This is a genomic window from Roseiterribacter gracilis, assembly GCA_018332375.1.
In the GTDB taxonomy this organism is placed as follows: Bacteria; Pseudomonadota; Alphaproteobacteria; order BOG-932; family Roseiterribacteraceae; genus Roseiterribacter; species Roseiterribacter gracilis.
The window spans coordinates 1,472,500-1,488,813 of record BOPV01000001.1 but is presented as its reverse complement, the minus strand read 5'-3'; the positions used below and the strand labels follow the sequence as shown (position 1 = coordinate 1,488,813).

At 64.3% G+C, this 16,314-nt stretch carries 16 protein-coding genes and 1 riboswitch; of the genes, 5 read left to right on the top strand and 11 right to left on the bottom strand.

Annotation, left to right across the window (positions count from 1 at the left end):
* Positions 1-64 precede the first annotated feature (64 nt).
* Positions 65-142: riboswitch (SAM riboswitch) on the bottom strand.
* Between the two features lie 39 nt (positions 143-181).
* The 3 genes from TMPK1_RS07365 to TMPK1_RS07355 are packed head-to-tail and all read right to left on the bottom strand — an operon-like array spanning position 182 to position 1,289.
* Positions 182-529 (bottom strand): TonB family protein, encoded by a 348-nt coding sequence (locus TMPK1_RS07365; protein ID WP_420242316.1) that lies wholly within the window; start codon positions 527-529, stop codon positions 182-184.
* Positions 530-555: 26 nt separating this feature from the next.
* Positions 556-909, bottom strand: a complete 354-nt coding sequence (locus tag TMPK1_RS07360; RefSeq protein ID WP_420242315.1) for a TonB family protein — start codon at positions 907-909, stop codon at positions 556-558.
* Positions 910-920: 11 nt separating this feature from the next.
* The gene (locus tag TMPK1_RS07355) at positions 921-1,289 is read right to left on the bottom strand and encodes an energy transducer TonB (RefSeq protein ID WP_420242314.1); all 369 of its coding nucleotides are present in this window, start codon (positions 1,287-1,289) and stop codon (positions 921-923) included.
* Positions 1,290-1,465: 176 nt separating this feature from the next.
* Between TMPK1_RS07355 and TMPK1_RS07350 the strand changes: the two genes are divergently transcribed.
* Positions 1,466-3,280, top strand: a complete 1,815-nt coding sequence (locus TMPK1_RS07350) for an ATP-dependent metallopeptidase FtsH/Yme1/Tma family protein (RefSeq protein WP_420242313.1) — start codon at positions 1,466-1,468, stop codon at positions 3,278-3,280.
* 5 nt (positions 3,281-3,285) lie between these two features.
* Here TMPK1_RS07350 and TMPK1_RS07345 read toward each other — a convergent pair whose 3' ends face one another.
* Positions 3,286-4,197 (bottom strand): LysR family transcriptional regulator, encoded by a 912-nt coding sequence (locus tag TMPK1_RS07345; protein ID WP_420242312.1) that lies wholly within the window; start codon positions 4,195-4,197, stop codon positions 3,286-3,288.
* A gap of 145 nt (positions 4,198-4,342) precedes the next feature.
* On the opposite strand from TMPK1_RS07345, the gene TMPK1_RS07340 reads away from it, so the two are divergent.
* Positions 4,343-4,642 (top strand): hypothetical protein, encoded by a 300-nt coding sequence (locus TMPK1_RS07340; protein ID WP_420242311.1) that lies wholly within the window; start codon positions 4,343-4,345, stop codon positions 4,640-4,642.
* 76 nt (positions 4,643-4,718) lie between these two features.
* Here TMPK1_RS07340 and TMPK1_RS07335 read toward each other — a convergent pair whose 3' ends face one another.
* A complete protein-coding gene (locus TMPK1_RS07335) occupies positions 4,719-6,134 on the bottom strand; it encodes an MFS transporter (RefSeq protein ID WP_420242310.1) in 1,416 nt (471 codons plus the stop codon).
* A gap of 142 nt (positions 6,135-6,276) precedes the next feature.
* On the opposite strand from TMPK1_RS07335, the gene TMPK1_RS07330 reads away from it, so the two are divergent.
* Positions 6,277-7,197, top strand: a complete 921-nt coding sequence (locus tag TMPK1_RS07330; protein ID WP_420242309.1) for a DMT family transporter — start codon at positions 6,277-6,279, stop codon at positions 7,195-7,197.
* A 6-nt stretch (positions 7,198-7,203) separates the two neighbouring features.
* Here the strand turns inward: TMPK1_RS07330 and TMPK1_RS07325 are convergent, their stop codons facing one another.
* Together TMPK1_RS07325 and mutS are read right to left on the bottom strand one after the other, a co-directional pair.
* The gene (locus TMPK1_RS07325) at positions 7,204-9,972 is read right to left on the bottom strand and encodes a M16 family metallopeptidase (RefSeq protein WP_420242308.1); all 2,769 of its coding nucleotides are present in this window, start codon (positions 9,970-9,972) and stop codon (positions 7,204-7,206) included.
* Positions 9,973-10,042: 70 nt separating this feature from the next.
* Positions 10,043-12,715, bottom strand: coding sequence for a DNA mismatch repair protein MutS (gene mutS, locus TMPK1_RS07320; protein WP_420242307.1), 2,673 nt, complete (start codon positions 12,713-12,715; stop codon positions 10,043-10,045).
* A gap of 87 nt (positions 12,716-12,802) precedes the next feature.
* Between mutS and TMPK1_RS07315 the strand changes: the two genes are divergently transcribed.
* Together TMPK1_RS07315 and TMPK1_RS07310 are read left to right on the top strand one after the other, a co-directional pair.
* On the top strand, positions 12,803-13,399 hold the full coding sequence (locus TMPK1_RS07315; protein ID WP_420242306.1) for a DUF4337 domain-containing protein: 597 nt from the start codon (positions 12,803-12,805) through the stop codon (positions 13,397-13,399).
* 65 nt (positions 13,400-13,464) lie between these two features.
* Positions 13,465-13,809, top strand: coding sequence for an endonuclease domain-containing protein (locus TMPK1_RS07310; protein ID WP_420242305.1), 345 nt, complete (start codon positions 13,465-13,467; stop codon positions 13,807-13,809).
* A gap of 30 nt (positions 13,810-13,839) precedes the next feature.
* Here the strand turns inward: TMPK1_RS07310 and TMPK1_RS07305 are convergent, their stop codons facing one another.
* From TMPK1_RS07305 to dut, 4 genes are all read right to left on the bottom strand, one after another.
* Positions 13,840-14,298, bottom strand: coding sequence for a GNAT family N-acetyltransferase (locus TMPK1_RS07305; RefSeq protein ID WP_420242304.1), 459 nt, complete (start codon positions 14,296-14,298; stop codon positions 13,840-13,842).
* Positions 14,295-15,290, bottom strand: a complete 996-nt coding sequence (gene cysK, locus TMPK1_RS07300) for a cysteine synthase A (RefSeq protein WP_420242303.1) — start codon at positions 15,288-15,290, stop codon at positions 14,295-14,297. The genes TMPK1_RS07305 and cysK overlap by 4 nt, the downstream gene beginning before the upstream one ends.
* Positions 15,291-15,384: 94 nt before the next feature.
* Positions 15,385-15,837, bottom strand: a complete 453-nt coding sequence (locus TMPK1_RS07295; RefSeq protein ID WP_420242302.1) for an RrF2 family transcriptional regulator — start codon at positions 15,835-15,837, stop codon at positions 15,385-15,387.
* A gap of 6 nt (positions 15,838-15,843) precedes the next feature.
* Positions 15,844-16,311, bottom strand: coding sequence for a dUTP diphosphatase (dut, locus tag TMPK1_RS07290; protein WP_420242301.1), 468 nt, complete (start codon positions 16,309-16,311; stop codon positions 15,844-15,846).
* Positions 16,312-16,314 lie beyond the last annotated feature (3 nt).

Here is a 16,314-nt window from a genome sequence, read left to right as displayed (position 1 = left end):
CCGAAGCCTTGGCGTAGGGAGACGAAAACAAAAACGCCCAGACCCGCAAAGGTCTAGGCGCCGGAACCGGACTGGCCTGACCGTTTAGCAGCTTGTTTTACGTGGCCTGCAAGCGGGTCGCCAAATCACCACGGCCGGACCTTGGTGAATTCGGGTGGGGACTGTCAAGCAGCGAGAGCGGTCAGCGGAATTTGAAATAGACCGTGTAGGCGAATGTTTGACTGGCCGAGGCGGGCTCGAAGGTCCAGCGGCTCACGGCGGCCAGCGCGTGCGCGCCGAATTCGTAGCCGACCGGGTCTTCTTCAAGCACGCGCGCCGCGACGACGCGGCCCGTCGCCTCGGTCACGACTTCGACACGGGCGTGGCCTTCCACGCGCTCCACCCAGGCTCGCTGCGGCATGGTCGGAATTGGGCCGGCCACCCGGCGATACCGTTTTTGTTCGAGCGCCGACGCGACGTCCGACGAAGGTCCGACGGCGGATGTACGCGCTGCGTCGTTCGTGCAGGCAGCCGGCGCGAGCGCGAGCAATAGCGCGCAGAGGGACAGTCGTGTCGTCATTTCAGTTTGAACGTCATGCGATACGGAAAGGTCTTACCCGCGGCGGCAGGCTCGAACGTCCAGTATTTCATGACGTCGACGGCGTGCCGGCCGAACTCGTTGCCAGCCGGCGTCTCATCCAGCACGACGACATTGATTACGCGCGATTGCGCGTCCGTCGTGACCTTCAGCCCGACCACGCCGGTAATGCCTTCTCTCTGCGCTTGGGCCGGGTAGGTCGGATTGGGACCGGCAACTTTGCGGAACTGATCGATCTCGGTGCGCACGACCGGCGCGGTCACCGGCGGTCCGCTGGCTGCGAATGCTGGCTGGGTCAGCGACAAGCACAGCGCGGCGAGAAAGATGCGCATCGAACGAGCCATTATTTGAGTTTGAACATCACTTTGTAGGTGAACGTCTTGGCGCCGCCGCCAAATGTCCATTGGTCGATTGCCTTCTGCGCGTTCTCGCCGAAGGCGTAGCCCCACGGTTCTTCCCCAATCAGTTCGGCTTTGACAACGCGGCCGTCAGCACCCGTGGTGACGCGAAAGGTCGCCGAGCCTTCGATACGCCGTTCCTGGGCGCGCTCTGGGTAGAACGGATTGGGGCCCGAAAGTTTCGCGGGGAATTCCTGCGGCTTCAGTTTTTCGGGCGTCGTGCGGTAGAGCAGGTCGGTCGTTGGCGGCTCGGCAAGCGCGCTGGCGCTGCCGCTAGCCAAGAGAGCGAGGATGAGAATGAACCGATCGCGCATTTCACACTCCCAAACCGGATTTTCGGCATCCTAGCCATTCCGTCGTGAGAGCGCGAGATAGCGCGTATCGCGATCTCGTCGCGTAAAATCCGCGCTGGTCTGTCGCGAGTTGGATTGTCCTCTCGTTAAACACCAATCGGCATGGTGGCGTCCTTCCGATGCAGAAGGCCCCGCCGATGAAACGCGTCATCGATCGTCTGACCGCCCGCTTGTCCCAATTTCGCCGTCGTTCGCCGCATCTGGTGGCCGGCATCGCCGTTGGCGTTGTCGTGCTGACGCTGCTGGGCGCGCGCTTTGTCGATATGACGGGCGACGCGCGACCGGTCGCGCGCCAGGCGAGCTTCTCGGAAGTCACCGCGCTGGCCGATGGCGGTCAGATCAAACGTATCGAGATCGTACCTGGCGGCATCGCGCAGGTGCGGATCGAAACCACAGCGGGCGAACACGTCGAAACGCTGGTGCCGGGCCAATCCGATTTCCTTCGCGCCTTGGTGCGCCCGGGCGTCGATGCGCGTTTCATCGATCCGGTTGTACCGGGACTGCGCTTTCGCGAAGTGCTCGACATCATCTTCGTGTTGTTGCTGCTGAGCAGCATCGGTCTCGTCGTGCGCGCCTCGCCGTTGGGGCAGCGCACGCGTTCGCGGCTTGCGGTTCGTCCGGCCGAACGTCTCGACGACGTCGCCGGCATCGACGAAGTGCGCGGCGAGTTGCTGGAAGTCGTACGCTACCTGCGCGATCCCGCGCCCTACATCGCGGTCGGCGCCAAGGTGCCGCGCGGCGTGTTGTTGGCGGGCGCACCCGGTCTCGGCAAAACCTTGATGGCGAAGGCGCTGGCGGGCGAGGCCGAAGTGCCGTTCTTCGCCGCATCGGGTTCGGACTTCGTCGAACTGTTCGTCGGCAACGGCGCGCGCAAGATCCGCGCTCTGTTCAAACAATGCCGCAAGGCCGCGCCCTGCATTCTGTTCATCGACGAACTCGACGCGTTGGCGTCGGCACGTTCGTCCAATCCGAATGGCGGCGGCGACCGCGAACACGACCAGACCTTGAACGCGTTCCTGGTCGAGATGGACGGGCTGTCGTCGCGCGACGGGATCGTCGTCGTGGCCGCAACCAACCGCACCGATGTGCTGGATCCCGCCGTGCTGCGTCCAGGTCGCTTCGATCGCCGCGTGCAGGTGCCGCGCCCCGACGCGAAAGGCCGCGAGAAGATTCTGCGCGTGCACACACGCAACGTGCCATTGGCGGCCGACGTCGATCTCGCCGAGCTTGGCGCCGGCACGATCGGCATGAGCGGCGCCGACCTTGCCAATCTCGTCAACGAAGCGGCGCTGCATGCAGCGCGCCAAGGTCTGCGCGAGGTTGCGGCTGCGTCGTTCCACTACGCGCAGGATCGCGTGCTGGTCGGCGTGGCGCGCGAATCGTCGTCGATGCATGACGACGATCGTCGCGTCGCCGCGATCCACGAAGCCGGCCATGCGCTGGTGGCGTTGCGCTGCAAACATTCCGATCGCGTCGCGCGCGTGACCATCGTTCCGCACGGCGATGCAGCCGGGTTCGTGCTGCGACTGCCCGACCGCGACCGGGTCGTGATTTCGCGCGACCGGTTGGAAGACGACTTGGCCATTGCGCTGGGCGGTCGTGCGGCGGAAGAGCTGGTGTTCGGCGATGGCAGCGCCACGACCGGTGCCGCGTCGGACCTGCAACGCGCGACCGAGGTGTGCCGCGAAATGGCGGGCCGCTACGGCATGTTCCCCGAAACCGGCTTGATGACCTATCTCGGCCACGAAATGTCGCCGCAAGCGCTGGCCGCGTTGGACGACACAGTGCGTTCGCGGCTGGAACAGGCCTATGCGCGCGCCTGCCGCGTGCTGAACGACGAACGCGACGCGCTGCACCGCATCGCCGATCGGCTGATCGATGTCGGTACGATCGACGGCGCCGAGGCGCTGGCATTGGCCGACAATGCTACGCCGCAGCGCGCGATCGCTTAGCTCGTCTAGGCCAGCCCCTGGATGATCGAGGGGGCGACGTCGCGCAGAAAGCTGGCGAGGTGTTTGACTGCAGGTGGCGTGCTGGAGTCGCGTCGCCAAAGTGCGCGATAGTGGATCTGAAGAGCATCGCCACCGTCGCTGATGGTGATTTCCTGTCCGCGCCCCGCGCGCAGCTTTGATCGCGGCAGGATGGCCGAACCGATGCCAAGCTCGGCCCATTCTTGCAACACGCCGTAGCTCATCGCCTGGCCGCGATATTCGTTGAGCTTCACGCGGCGCCGTTTGAATACGGCGCGCGTCGTTTGTGTCAGGCCGCACGCATCTGGGACCATCACAAACGTTTCGTCGGCGATGTCTTTGAGCGTGACCGATTTGGTTCGGGCGTAGTTGCTCTTGGCGCTTGGAACGAAGACCAACGGCTCTTCGTGGAAGAGGGCGCTGCCAAAACCCGGCAGGCTGGTCGGCGTCGCCTCGACTGGACCAAACACGAAATCGAGCTGGCCCGCTTTGAGCAGCGCAATCATCTCCGCCAGATTCAGCTCGCGAAAGATCACTTCGATGTCGTGGTTCTCGTGACGAAACGGCTCGATCACCAGATCCACGAATTTAACGCCGATCACCGGCGATACGCCGACGCGCAGAAGCTTCTTCTCGGGATGGGCCAGCGCGCGTGCTTGGGCCAGCAGGGCTGCCTGGGCGCGAAGAACATCGGCAATGCCGTTCAGCAGATACTCGCCGGCTTCGGTAAGGCGGACTGTTCTGGTGGTGCGCGCGAAGAGCTGATGACCCAGCTCGCTTTCCAGTTGGGCGATCGCATTGGAAAGCGTCGGCTGTGTCACGGCACATTGATTGGCCGCTTGGACGAAGGAGCCGCATTCAGCGAGGGCTTTGGCGTAGCGGAGTTGCTGCAGGTTCATGGTGACGGCAGTTATAGGTAATGACTATGAGTGCAATCAAGAAATAGAATTTCTCTATTCCATCGGCGCATTCCATATCTCCGATCGCCGGCCCGCGCCAGATGTCTGCGCGGGCTGCGGCGTTGAACCAGAAGGAATGTCCCCGATGCCTACGGCGCACAAAGCCTATGTCGCAATCACGCTCAACATCGCCCCGAACGATCGGCCTGCTGCGGCGAACGTGTACGCAAAGTACAAGCCGCCGTTCCTGCAGACGGTGAAGGGCGCGCTCTCGAAGCAGCTTCTCATTCGCGACGAAGACCTGCTGGTGCTGCACAGCTTCACCGACGAAGTGGACGCACAGGCCTATCTTTCGAGCGAGCTGTTCCAGCAAGACGTCGTCACCGCGTTGAAGCCGCTGCTGCAGGCCGCGCCCGACGTGCGCGTCTATATGGGCGATCATTGATCCCGCTCTTCGCGTTGATCATGCAGGCTCCAAACCCAGACAGTGGTCGGGTTTGGAGTCTTCTTGATCAGTTGCGTCACTCTGCAGCGTGCGATAGCGGGCGCGTGACGTCTTCGAGCGACCGCCGTTCGGCATCGACGCCCCAGCGAACCACAATGCCGGCTGCGAGCAACATCAACACGGACCCCAGCGCGTAGCCAAAGAACACGTCGCTGCGCTCGCCGCCCGCGACCAGCCGGCCGAACAGGACTGGCGCTGCGATGCCGCCAAGGCCGGTGCCGCCGGCATAGAAGATCGCAATTGTCAGTGCGCGGATTTCGAGCGGGAAGGTTTCGCCGACCGTGAGATAGGCGCTGCTGGCCGCCGCTGACGCGACGAAGAAGACGACCGCGAGTCCGACGGCGAGTCCGATCGGGCTGAACAGATCGCGCGCGAACAAGACGCCGACGATCAGCAGCAGGATGCCGGACAGCGCGTAGGTTGCGCTGATCATCTTGCGCCGCCCGACCTGATCGAACAGCGGCCCGAGCAGCAATGGCCCGGCAACGTTGCCGACGCAGAAGGGCAGCAAGTACCAGCCGACCGCGTCGCCCGACACGCCGTAGAACTTGGTCAGCACCAGCGCCCAGCTGAAAAAGATCGCGTTGTAGAAGAAGGCTTGCGCACTCATCAGCGCCAAGGCGACCAGCGCGCGTTTGCGGTGATGGACGAACAGGCTGCGCGCCGCGTCGGCCAAGGTCGCGCGGTGATCGTCGTGCAGGCGCACGGTCGTCGTGACCGACTGCAGCGGGACGGCGATGTCGCGCTCGATCGCGTCGACGACCGCATGTGCTTCGGCACCACGCCCATGCGTCATCAGCCAGCGCGGGCTTTCGGGCAGATGGCGGCGCAGGAACAGAACGATCAGGCCCAGCAACGCGCCGATCAGAAAACAGGCGCGCCAACCCAATTCGACGCCCAACGTTGCCGGCGACAGCAAGGTCAGCGATCCGATCGCGCCCAATGCGGCGCCGGCCCAGAAGCTGCCATTCACCGCGAGATCGACACGGCCGCGCAGCCGCGCCGGGATCAACTCCTGAATCGCCGAATTGATCGCTGCATATTCGCCGCCGATGCCGGCGCCGGTGAAGAAGCGAAAGAAAGCGAAGCTCGCCAGGTTCCAGGAAAAACCGGTGGCCGCAGTCGCAAGCAGATAGACGAGCAAGGTGACGGTGAAGAGCTTCTTGCGCCCGAACCGGTCGGCGAGTTGCCCGAACAGCAACGCACCCAACACAGCACCCGCAAGATAGACGCCGTTGGCGAGACCGATATCGGTCGGATCGAATTGCATCACCGGGCTTTCCTGCAGCGCCGATGCAAGCGTGCCCGCCAGCGTGACCTCCAACCCGTCGAGCACCCAGGTGACGCCCAGCGCGATCACGACGCGACGATGAAAGGCGGCAAATGGAAGCCGGTCGAGACGGGCGGGTATGTCGGTGGTGAGGATCGCCATCACCCTGCTGAACGCCGGGCGCTGAAACCCCTCTCCCCGAGGGAGAGGGAGGGACCCGCGCGCGTGAGCGCGTGGGAGGGTGAGGGTTATGCGGTGGTGGGATGAACCCTCACCCTAACCCTCTCCCTCGGGGAGAGGGGACATGAGGGCCAGCTGTGCGCTTGGTGCGCTGGTGCGTGACTCCACCGCTCGGTATGCCGGACCAATGAACACTGCCTATCGCAACGCCGCGCTTTGGATGACGGGTTGGCTGGCGGCGATGTTGACCATCACCGTTGCGGGCCGCGAAGTCGGGCGTGAGCTGGACGTATTCCAGATCATGGTGCTGCGCTCGGTGATCGGATTCCTTCTGCTTTGGCCGCTGGTGCGGCGGGCCGGCGGTTTCGCGGCGATGCGCACGCAACGTCTGGGTTTGCACGTGCTGCGCAACTGCGTGCACTACGGCGCGCAATTCGGCTGGTTCGCGGCCTTGCTGCTGATCCCCGTGGCGCAGGTGATCGCGATCGAATTCACCTTGCCGATCTGGACCGCGCTGTTTGCGGTGACGTTGCTGGGCGAACGCTTCACGCCGGCCAAGTTGATCGCGCTGGCGTTCGGGTTGATCGGCGTCGTCGTGATCGTGCGGCCGGGCTTCGCCACGGTGGAAACCGGACAGTTGATCATGATCGCGGCGGCGTTCGGCTTCGGCACCTCGGTCGGCATGACCAAGCTGCTGACGCGCACCGACAGCGCGGTCGCGATCATCTTCTGGATGACGATCGTGCAGACGGCGTTGGGGATCGTGCCGGCGCTGTATGTCTGGCGCTGGCCGGCGGCGCATCTGTGGCCGTGGATTCTGGTAATCGCCTTTTGCGGCACCTTCTCGCATTACTGCTACGCACGCGCGATGCAGCACGCCGATGCAACCGTGGCCGTACCGATGGATTTTCTGCGCGTGCCGCTGGCGGCACTGCTCGGCTGGCTGGTCTATGCCGAACGCGTCGATCTCTACACCGCAGCAGGTGCGGCGCTGATCCTCACCGGCAACCTGCTCAATCTCGGCGGCTTGCGCCGCCGAGTCTAAGCCTGTCTATTTGGGCGTCGCGGTCGGTTGCGCGTCTTTCTTCGACGCGTCGACCGCACCGCCTTCGCGCGTCCACATCTCGATCGGCGCGAGGTTGAGTTTCTCGAGCTGCGGACGCAGCACGCCAGCGTCACCCGCGACGATCCAGGTCAGACCGTCGGGATGCCACATCGTCTTTGCCGTCTTGTTGGCGGTCTCGACATTGATGGCGCGGATACGCTCGGCACGGTGCAACGGATAGTCGAGCGGATGATCGACCGAGCGATCGTACATCAGCTGCGCCAGTAGCGAGCCGTTGGTTTCGTTCTGCCCGGCCAAGGCCGCCAGCGACTGGGTCCGGCGCAGGTCGACTTCGGCATCCGTGATCGGCTTGGGGCCGAGTATGTCGGCGAGCTCGCGTTTCAACTCGGTGATTGCGTCGCCGGCGTGATCGCGCTCGACCGCCATGCTCGCGGACCAGGCATGTTGGCCGCGGCCGCTACTGACGGCGGAGCGTACGCCGTACGACCAACCTTTCGACTCGCGAATGTTGAGATTGATGCGCGAGCCGAAACTGCCGCCGAAGACGGCGTTGGTGAACGCATGCTCGGTTTCACTGGAGCGATCGTCGGGCGCAATCAGATGCGCCACGACCACCGTCGCTTGTTGCGAGCGCGGCACGTCGATCAATAACAGCCGCGTCTTGGAAGCGACCGGCAAGATCGGCGGCTTGGCCAGCGACGGTGCGGGCGTCGCTGGTTTGGCCCAGCGGCCGAACTGCGCTTCCAGCAGTTGCGTCGCTCGTTCCCGCGTGATGTCGCCCGCGACCGCAATCGTCATGACGTCGGGACGAATCCAGGTCGCGATATAGTCGGCGATGTCGTTGCGCGTGATCTGCGCGACCGACTCGATGGTTCCCATCGTCGTTGTCAGCCCGTACGGGTGGCCGGGCCCGAACAAAGCAGGATTGATCGCCAGCGCGACCGCGCTGGGTGCGGTCAGGCCTTGCTGCTTTAACGCGGCTAGGCGAGATTTGCGCAGCAGCTCCAACTCGGCTTCCGGAACGTTCGCGCTGCGCAGCATCTCGGACGCAAGCTCGACCGGGCGGTCGAGCGCGCCGCTTAGCATCGAGACGCGGACATAGTTGAACTCCATCGCGCTGTACGAGCTGATCGATGCGCCGTCGTCGCGCAACATGTCCTGGATCGCGACCACGTCGTGTTTCGACGTGCCTTTCGCCAGCATCTCCATCGCCATGCTGGAAAGACCGCGCTTGCCGCCGTCGCTGAGCGCTCCGCCCGGACTCATCACCGCCAAGTCGACGGTCGGCCAGTTGTGACGCTCAGCCAGCGTCACCTTGATGCCGTTCGACAGAGTCCATTCCACCGGTGTCGGGAAGGGCGGTGCTGCGGTGGCGGTGACGGCGGGTGGTTTGCTGCGATCGACCGCGGTTGCAACTTCGTTGGTCGGCGCCGGATCGGTGCGAAGCTGATAATAGCCGCGGCTCATCCATTTCGCTGCGACACGGCGCACGTCTTCGCGCGTGGCGCCGGCGATCTTCTCCTGCACTTTGACGGCGTAGCCGGCATCGCCCGTGGTGGTCTCGTTGCGTGCCAAGGTTTGCGCCTGACTCAACGTCGTCTCGAGGTTGCGCGTGGTGCCAAGCAGATAGCGCGCTTTGGCGCGTTTCAGTTCAGCATCGGTCGGTCCGGTCCTGAGAAACTCCGCAATCTGCTTGTCGAGTTCGGCGATTGCCGCGTCGGCATCGGCGCCCGGACGCAGATCGAATTCGATGTCGACATAGCCCGCCAGTTCGCGGCGCGCGACACCGGCGCTGACGCGGTTGGCGAGTTGCTTGTCGCGCACCAGGGCTTTGCGCAGCCGCGATGCGTCGCCGTCGGCGAGCAGCGGGCCGATCAAGGTCAAATAGATCATGTCGTCGTCATGGATGCCGGCGGTCGGCCAAGCGCGCGTGATCCAGGTCGCCGAAACGCTGTCGGTGACGCGGTCGACGATGCGTTCTTGCAGCACCGGCACTTGTTCCAAGCGCCGCCCATGCGGCGGGCCGGCAGGAATGTCGCCGAACCAATATTCGATGCGTTTTTTGATGTCGTCGGTTTTGACGTCGCCCGACACGGCGATCACCGTGTTGGCGGCGCCGTAATGGTTGCGGAAGAACTGCTTCACGTCGTCCAGCGACGCGCGGTCGAGATCCTCCATCGAGCCGATGACGCTGTGATGGTACGGATGACCGACCGGGTAGAGGACCGCGTTGACGCGCTGGCCGCGGCGCGCCTCGGCGGTGGCTTCGCGTTGGCGTTTCTCGTTCTTGACCACGCCGCGCTGTTCGTCGAGCCGCGCCTGGTCGACGCCGCCCAAGAGATTCCGCATGCGATCGGACTCAAGCCACAGCAGCCGTTCCAGCGCGCCGATCGGCACCGTCTCGTAGTAATTGGTGACGTCGTTGCTGGTGGTGCCGTTGACGCCGGTCGCGCCCAGCTCTTCCAGCGCCTGGATATGTTTGCTGCGCGCGTTTTCCGAGCCGGTGAACATCAGATGTTCGAACAAATGCGCAAAACCGGTTTTGCCCGCGACTTCGTCTTTCGATCCGACGTGGAAGAACAGCGCCATGCTGGCGACCGGCGCACGCTTGTCTTCGTGCACGATCAAAGTCAGCCCGTTGGGCAGCACGAACCGTTGGTAGTCGAGCTTGGCTTTGGCGGGGTCGTCCGCGGCCCAGGCAGGCAGCGCGACCAAGGTCAGAGCGAAGAATAGGCAACGCGACCAGGCCGTCATCTCGATCCCTCCCAGGTTCCTTGGGCGAGATCGTGACCGAAACCCGGCGCTTTCTTCAAGCGAGGAAGCGTTACGCCCCGCTTGCGGGCGGCAACAAAGCTTTGAGCCGGTAGAGCAGCTCCAACGCTTCGCGCGGCGCCATCGTGTCAGGATCGGCATCGCCCAACGCCGCAAGCAGCGGATCGGCCGGGTGCGAAGAACGCGAAGCTGCCGGGTGCACCGGACTGCTGGCGCGGAAGAGCGGCAGATCGTCGGTCAGTTTGGTGACGGCGCCCGACTGTTCGCTTTGTTCAAGCAGGGTCAGCACTTCTTCGGCGCGCGTGATCACCGGCGCCGGCAGACCGGCGAGCTTTGCGACATGGATGCCGTACGACCGGTCGGCCGTACCGGCTGCGACTTCGTGCAGGAACACGATGCCGCCCTGCCATTCCTTGACGCGCATGGTGCGGCAGGACAGGGCGGGCAGGCGCGTCTGCAGCGCCGTCAATTCGTGATAGTGCGTCGCGAACAGGCTGCGGCACTTGTTGGTTTCGTGCAGATGTTCGACGCAAGCCCAGGCGATCGACAGGCCGTCGAACGTCGCGGTGCCGCGCCCGATCTCGTCGAGGATCACCAGGCTGCGATCGGTGGCTTGATTGAGGATCGATGCGGTTTCGACCATCTCGACCATGAAGGTCGAGCGACCGCGCGCAAGATCGTCGGCGGCGCCGACGCGGCTGAACAGACGATCGACCACACCGATATGCGCAGTGTCGGCGGGCACGTAGCTTCCCATCTGCGCCAGGATTGCGATCAACGCGTTCTGGCGCAGGAACGTCGACTTACCCGCCATGTTCGGGCCGGTCACCAACCAGACGCGATCGTCGGGCACGAGACGGCAATCATTGGCGACGAAATTCTCGCCGCTGCGCGCACGCACCGCTTCGACGACCGGATGACGTCCGCCGGTGATTTCGAACACGCGCGAAAGATCGACCACCGGCCGGACCCAGCGCCGTTCGAGCGCGACCGTCGCGTTGCTGGCAGCGACGTCCAACTCGGCAATCGCATTCGCCGCGCGCACGATCGTTTCGGCGTGGGCAAGAATGTCGGCGGTGAGCTGTTCGAAAATCGTCAGCTCCATCGCCAGCGCCTTGTCGGCTGCTTCGGCGATCTTGCGTTCGAGGTCCGACAATTCGACCGTGGTGAAGCGCATCGCGCCGGCCATCGTCTGCCGGTGCAGGAAGGTTTCGCGCGGCAGCTTCTCGGCCTGCGCCACCGGCACTTCGAGGAAATAGCCGAGCACGTTGTTGTGCTTGACCTTGAGCGTGTTGATGCCGGTCGCGGTCGCGTATTTCCACTGCAGCCCGGCAACGACGCGTTTGCCGTCGTCGCGCAAGGTGCGCAGCTCGTCGAGTTCGGGCGACCAGGCAACCGCAACGAACCCACCGTCGCGCGTCATCAGCGGCAGGTCCGGTCCCAACGCACGATGCAACTTGTCGGCGAGGCCGTCGCGTTGCGTCAGCGCGTCGATCGCAGCCGCCAGCGGTGCAGGTGGCGCGCTGTCTTTCAACGTCGCGGCAAGTTGGCCGCTGCCGGTCAGCCCGTCGGCGATCGCTTTGGCGTCGCGCGGACCGCCGCGTCCCAGCGACAGGCGCGCCAGCGCGCGTTCGAGGTCCGGCAGGCCGCGCAGCAAGGCGCGCACGCGGTCGCGCAAGTCGTCGGCGCCGAGGAAGAACGACACTGATTCCTGGCGCAGCTCGATCTCAGCCGGCTCGGTCAGCGGCAGCGCCAGATGGCTCGCCAGCAGACGCGCGCCGCAACCGGTCAGAGTGCGATCGATCGTGTCGAGCAGGCTGCCGCTGCGTTCGCCGGTCAGCGTGCGCGCCAATTCGAGATTGCGGCGCGTCGCGGGATCGATCGACAGCGAGCCGCCTTGCGCCAGCGCGCGCGGCGCCTGAAAGCGCGGCAGCTTTCCGCGCTGCGTCAGCAGCGCGTAATCGACCAGCGCGCCGGCAGCTGCGATTTCGGCGCGGGTGAACGTGCCGAACCCGTCCAGGGTTTCGACTTCGTACAGCGCACATAGACGACGGCGCCCGTTCTCGCTGTCGAAACGCGCGTCGGGCTGCACCGTCAAACGCGGCTTCATGTCGTTGAGCAGCTCGAACAGCGCCTCGCGCTGCAGCAGCTTGTCGGGCAGCAACAACTCCGCGGGATCGAGACGGCCGAGCGCAGCGGCGGCGCCGGCGGGCGCGACGGCTTCGAGCCACAGACCGCCGGTCGACAGATCGCACCAGGCGAGCGCCAATTGCCCGCCGACTTCGGCGAGTGCGGCCAGTGCATTGTGCGCGCGCGCTTCAAGCAGCGCGTCTTCGGTCAAGGTGCCCGGCGTCACGACGCGCACCACGTCGCGCGCGACCGGTCCCTTGTTGCCGCGCTTCTTCGCTTCGGCCGGGGTTTCGACTTGTTCGCAAACGGCGACGCGGAAGCCTTTGCGGATCAGCCGCGCCAGATAGGCGTCGTGCGCGTGCACCGGCACGCCGCACATCGGGATTTCTTCGCCTTCGTGGCTGCCGCGCTTGGTCAGCGTGATGTCGAGCGCGGCCGACGCGACCACCGCGTCTTCGAAGAACAATTCGTAGAAATCGCCCATCCGGTAGAAAAGCAGGCAGTCCGGATGTGCCGCCTTGAGCGCCAGATACTGCGCCATCATCGGCGTCGGGGCGCTGTGGGCCTCTTTGGGGGCGGCGGGGGCGTGAGTCATGGGGGGCCGCCAGAATGCTGGTCGCTGGCGCCGGGTCAAGCAGCGCGTCAGACTGGCCGGAACAACGAATCTGCAGGACCCGCGGAAATGGCCGAGCCCGGCGAAATCGAAATGCCCGAGCCGCATCACGTGCCGTCGCACGAACGTGGCTTTTTCAACCTGATTGCAGTCACGGTCGCATTGCTGTCGGCGTTTCTTGCCGTCACCAAGGTCAAGTCCGACCAGACGGTGCAGGCGATGCTGACCGCGAAGACGGATTCGGTGGATGCCTGGAACGAGTACCAGGCCAAACGCATCCGTCTCCATGTCGATCAGGCGATGCTGGTGCAAAGCAAAGCGCTGCGCTCGCTGCTGAACGGCGACACCGCGACCGAGTACGACAAGGAAGTCGCCAAGACCGGCGAACGCGCCAAGCGCTATGAAGGCGAGTTGGGCGAGTTGAAGAGCAAGGCCGAAGCGTTCGAACACAAGACCGAGGCGCTGCATGCGCGCCACGAACGGTTCGATCTCGCCGACGCGTTTCTGTCGATCTCGCTGGCTGTGCTGGCAGTGGTTGCGTTGACGCAGCGACGCTGGCTGTTGCTGGTTGCAGGTGCAGGCGCGTTGGCCGGCATCGCACTCAGCGTCTCGGCCTTCGCCGGTTGGGGCCTACCGGTGATCGCGAAGCTCGCGGGATCGCATTGAGAAGTCCCTCTCCCCGAGGGAGAGGGAGGGGCCCGCGCGCGCAGCGCGTGGGAGGGTGAGGGTTTTTGCGTCCATCGGAACGGGCGCGTGCGCTACGGCGCGTTGCAACCGACGTCGAACGCTCGCTCTGGCGGCGTATGCGCAATCGCGCGCTGGCCGGTTGCAAGTTTCGCCGCCAGCTGCCGATCGGTCCGTATTTTGCGGACTTCGCCTGTGTCGAAGCGAAACTTGTCGTCGAGCTGGACGGATCGCAGCACGCCGACGCGGCTGCTTATGACGCGACTCGCACTGCGTATATGGAAGCGCAGGGTTGGCGCGTGCTTCGTTTTTGGAACAATGAGGTGATGCAGAACCTGGACGGCGTGCTTGTCGCCATTGCGGCGGCGCTGAACCAGGAACCCTCACCCTAACCCTCTCCCTCAGGGAGAGGGGACATGCAGTCAGAGACGAATATCGTAGCGAACGAAGCCGCTGAACTTGGCGAGCTTCTCGTACAGCGCGCGGGCGGTCTTGTTGTCTTCTTGGGTCAGCCAGTAGACGCGCACCGCGTTGCGCGACCGCGCCGCTTCGGCGACGCCGTTGATCAGTGCACGCGCGCAGCCTTTGCCGCGCGCAGCAGGATCAGTGAAGAGATCCTGCATGTAGCAGACCGGCCGGTCGCTCGAACTGGTCGGGTGAAACAGATAATGCGAAATCGCAACCAACTGGCCGGCGGCATCGCGCACGCCAAGGCCGCGGATCGTGCCGTCCGGCGCCATCAACCGCGCCCACGTCGCTTCGTAGGTCGAAGGCGGAATCTCAGTGCCGTAAAATTCGAGATAGGCGCAGAAGAGTTGCGCCCACCGCGGACGATCGTCGGGGACGATCGGGCCTACACCTGGATCCGCAGGCGCGGTCATTCGAGACCGTCGAACAAAGCCGTCGACAGATAACGCTCGGCGAAGCTCGGTAGCACGACCGCGATCGACTTGCCTTTCATGTCGTCGCGTTGACCGACTTCGATCGCAGCAGCGATTGCAGCGCCCGACGAAATGCCGACCGGGATGCCTTCGGTGCGCGCGATCATGCGCGCAGTTTCGAACGCGGTTGCGTTGGCGACCGTGACGACTTCATCGACCAACGACTGATCGAGATTCTTCGGCACGAAGCCGGCGCCGATGCCCTGAATTTTGTGCGGGCCGGGCGTACCGCCCGACAAGACCGGACTGTCTTCGGGTTCGACCGCAATGACGCGGAAACCGGGACGGCGCTGTTTCCAGACGCGCGCAACGCCGGTCAAGGTGCCGCCCGTGCCGACGCCCGAGATCAGCGCGTCGAGTTGGCCGTTGGTGTCGTTCCACAATTCTTCCGCCGTCGTGCGCACATGCACGTCGGGATTGGCCGCGTTTTCGAATTGCTGCGGCATGAACGCGCCGGGATGTTCTTTCAAGATTTCTTCGGCGCGCGCAATTGCACCGCGCATGCCGCTTGCAGCCGGCGTCAATTCGGTTTCGGCGCCGAGCAGCAACAGCATCTTGCGCCGTTCCAGCGACATCGAATCCGGCATCGTCAAAATCAGGCGATAGCCTTTGGCGGCGCAGACGAAGGCGAGCGCGATGCCGGTATTGCCCGAGGTCGGCTCGACCACGACCGAGCCGGGTTTCAAACGGCCTTCGCGTTCGGCCGCTTCGATCATCGCCAGACCAATACGGTCTTTGACGCTGGCCAATGGATTGAAGAATTCGAGTTTCGCCAGCACCGACGCTTTCAGCGCGTACTTGGCTTCGATCTTGTGCAGACGCACCAGCGGCGTGCCGCCGACCGTCTCGGTGATCGAATCGTAGACCCGGCCCCGCGCGTGCCCGTTGCTTGAACCTTGGGCCTGAACTCCATCCCCCGCCGGTGCGACCATACCAATCCCTCGAACAGCATGTGGAACAACAACGTTCTACACGCCGCGGGGCAGGGCCGTCTCGCCTTTCGGACGGCCCTGGTCGCAGTCGTCGTTAAATCGCGAAGTCCGCCTTCTCGCGGGTTTCGCTGTCGACGCCCAGTTCGCGGGCCCGGTTGCAGAGATCTTCGATCGAAATCGAGTCGAGCTGCTGCATCCAGTTGTCGGCGAGTTCCATGCAGACCGGCCGCACCACGCGCTGGCCAAGAGCCGAGCCGGCGGGCAGGTCAAATGGGTCAGAAACGGCTTCGGTGGTCTTCACCGCTTGCGCGATGTCGGCCAGCGTAATCCGCCGTCGTTCACGGGCCAGGCGGTACCCACCGCGTGGACCACGGACGCCTTCCAGAATTCCGGCGCGTACCAATTGCTGCAGAACCGGTTCGAGATAGCGTCGAGGGATGCCCTGCCGATCGTTGATCTCGCCCGACTGCACCGGCTGTGGGCCGGCGTTGTAGGCGATATCGAGAACGGCCTCGATGGCGAACATCAGTTTTTTGGATAGACGCATGCGGCTTCAACCAGTCTGAAAGTGCACTCCTGTCGATCCAAAACCACCGAGGCCCCGAGTAGTTTCCTGCAATCGTTCACTTTCTCGCCAGGTCGCGCGTGTAACAGGCGCAACGACCATTTGCGCGATCCGCATGCCGGGTTCGATCACCAGCGGTTGGTCGCCGAGATTGATCAAAATGACCTTCACCTCACCGCGATAATCGGCGTCGATTGTGCCGGGACTGTTCAACACCGTGACGCCGTGCTTTGCGGCCAATCCCGAACGCGGCCGCACCTGAACTTCAAAACCTGGCGGAATCGCAAAGGAAAGTCCGGTTGGCACCATTGCGTGCTTGCCCGGTTCCAAGGTCATCGGCGCGTCGATCGCGGCCATCAGGTCCATGCCGGCGGCAAGTTCCGTCGCATAGGCAGGCAGCGGCAAATCGCGCGCATGGGGCAGGCGCACGACTTCAATTTCGATCGCGTCGGTCATTTC

Coding starts and splice junctions, on each gene's coding strand:
- mutS (WP_420242307.1), bottom strand. CDS start 12,715: ATGACTCACGCCCCCGCCGCCCCCAAAGAGGCCCACAGCGCCCCGACG.
- cysK (WP_420242303.1), bottom strand. CDS start 15,290: ATGGTCGCACCGGCGGGGGATGGAGTTCAGGCCCAAGGTTCAAGCAAC.
- dut (WP_420242301.1), bottom strand. CDS start 16,311: ATGACCGACGCGATCGAAATTGAAGTCGTGCGCCTGCCCCATGCGCGC.
- TMPK1_RS07350 (WP_420242313.1), top strand. CDS start 1,466: ATGAAACGCGTCATCGATCGTCTGACCGCCCGCTTGTCCCAATTTCGC.
- TMPK1_RS07315 (WP_420242306.1), top strand. CDS start 12,803: ATGGCCGAGCCCGGCGAAATCGAAATGCCCGAGCCGCATCACGTGCCG.
- TMPK1_RS07305 (WP_420242304.1), bottom strand. CDS start 14,298: ATGACCGCGCCTGCGGATCCAGGTGTAGGCCCGATCGTCCCCGACGAT.
- TMPK1_RS07330 (WP_420242309.1), top strand. CDS start 6,277: ATGAGGGCCAGCTGTGCGCTTGGTGCGCTGGTGCGTGACTCCACCGCT.
- TMPK1_RS07325 (WP_420242308.1), bottom strand. CDS start 9,972: ATGACGGCCTGGTCGCGTTGCCTATTCTTCGCTCTGACCTTGGTCGCG.
- TMPK1_RS07295 (WP_420242302.1), bottom strand. CDS start 15,837: ATGCGTCTATCCAAAAAACTGATGTTCGCCATCGAGGCCGTTCTCGAT.
- TMPK1_RS07335 (WP_420242310.1), bottom strand. CDS start 6,134: ATGGCGATCCTCACCACCGACATACCCGCCCGTCTCGACCGGCTTCCA.
- TMPK1_RS07345 (WP_420242312.1), bottom strand. CDS start 4,197: ATGAACCTGCAGCAACTCCGCTACGCCAAAGCCCTCGCTGAATGCGGC.
- TMPK1_RS07340 (WP_420242311.1), top strand. CDS start 4,343: ATGCCTACGGCGCACAAAGCCTATGTCGCAATCACGCTCAACATCGCC.
- TMPK1_RS07355 (WP_420242314.1), bottom strand. CDS start 1,289: ATGCGCGATCGGTTCATTCTCATCCTCGCTCTCTTGGCTAGCGGCAGC.
- TMPK1_RS07360 (WP_420242315.1), bottom strand. CDS start 909: ATGCGCATCTTTCTCGCCGCGCTGTGCTTGTCGCTGACCCAGCCAGCA.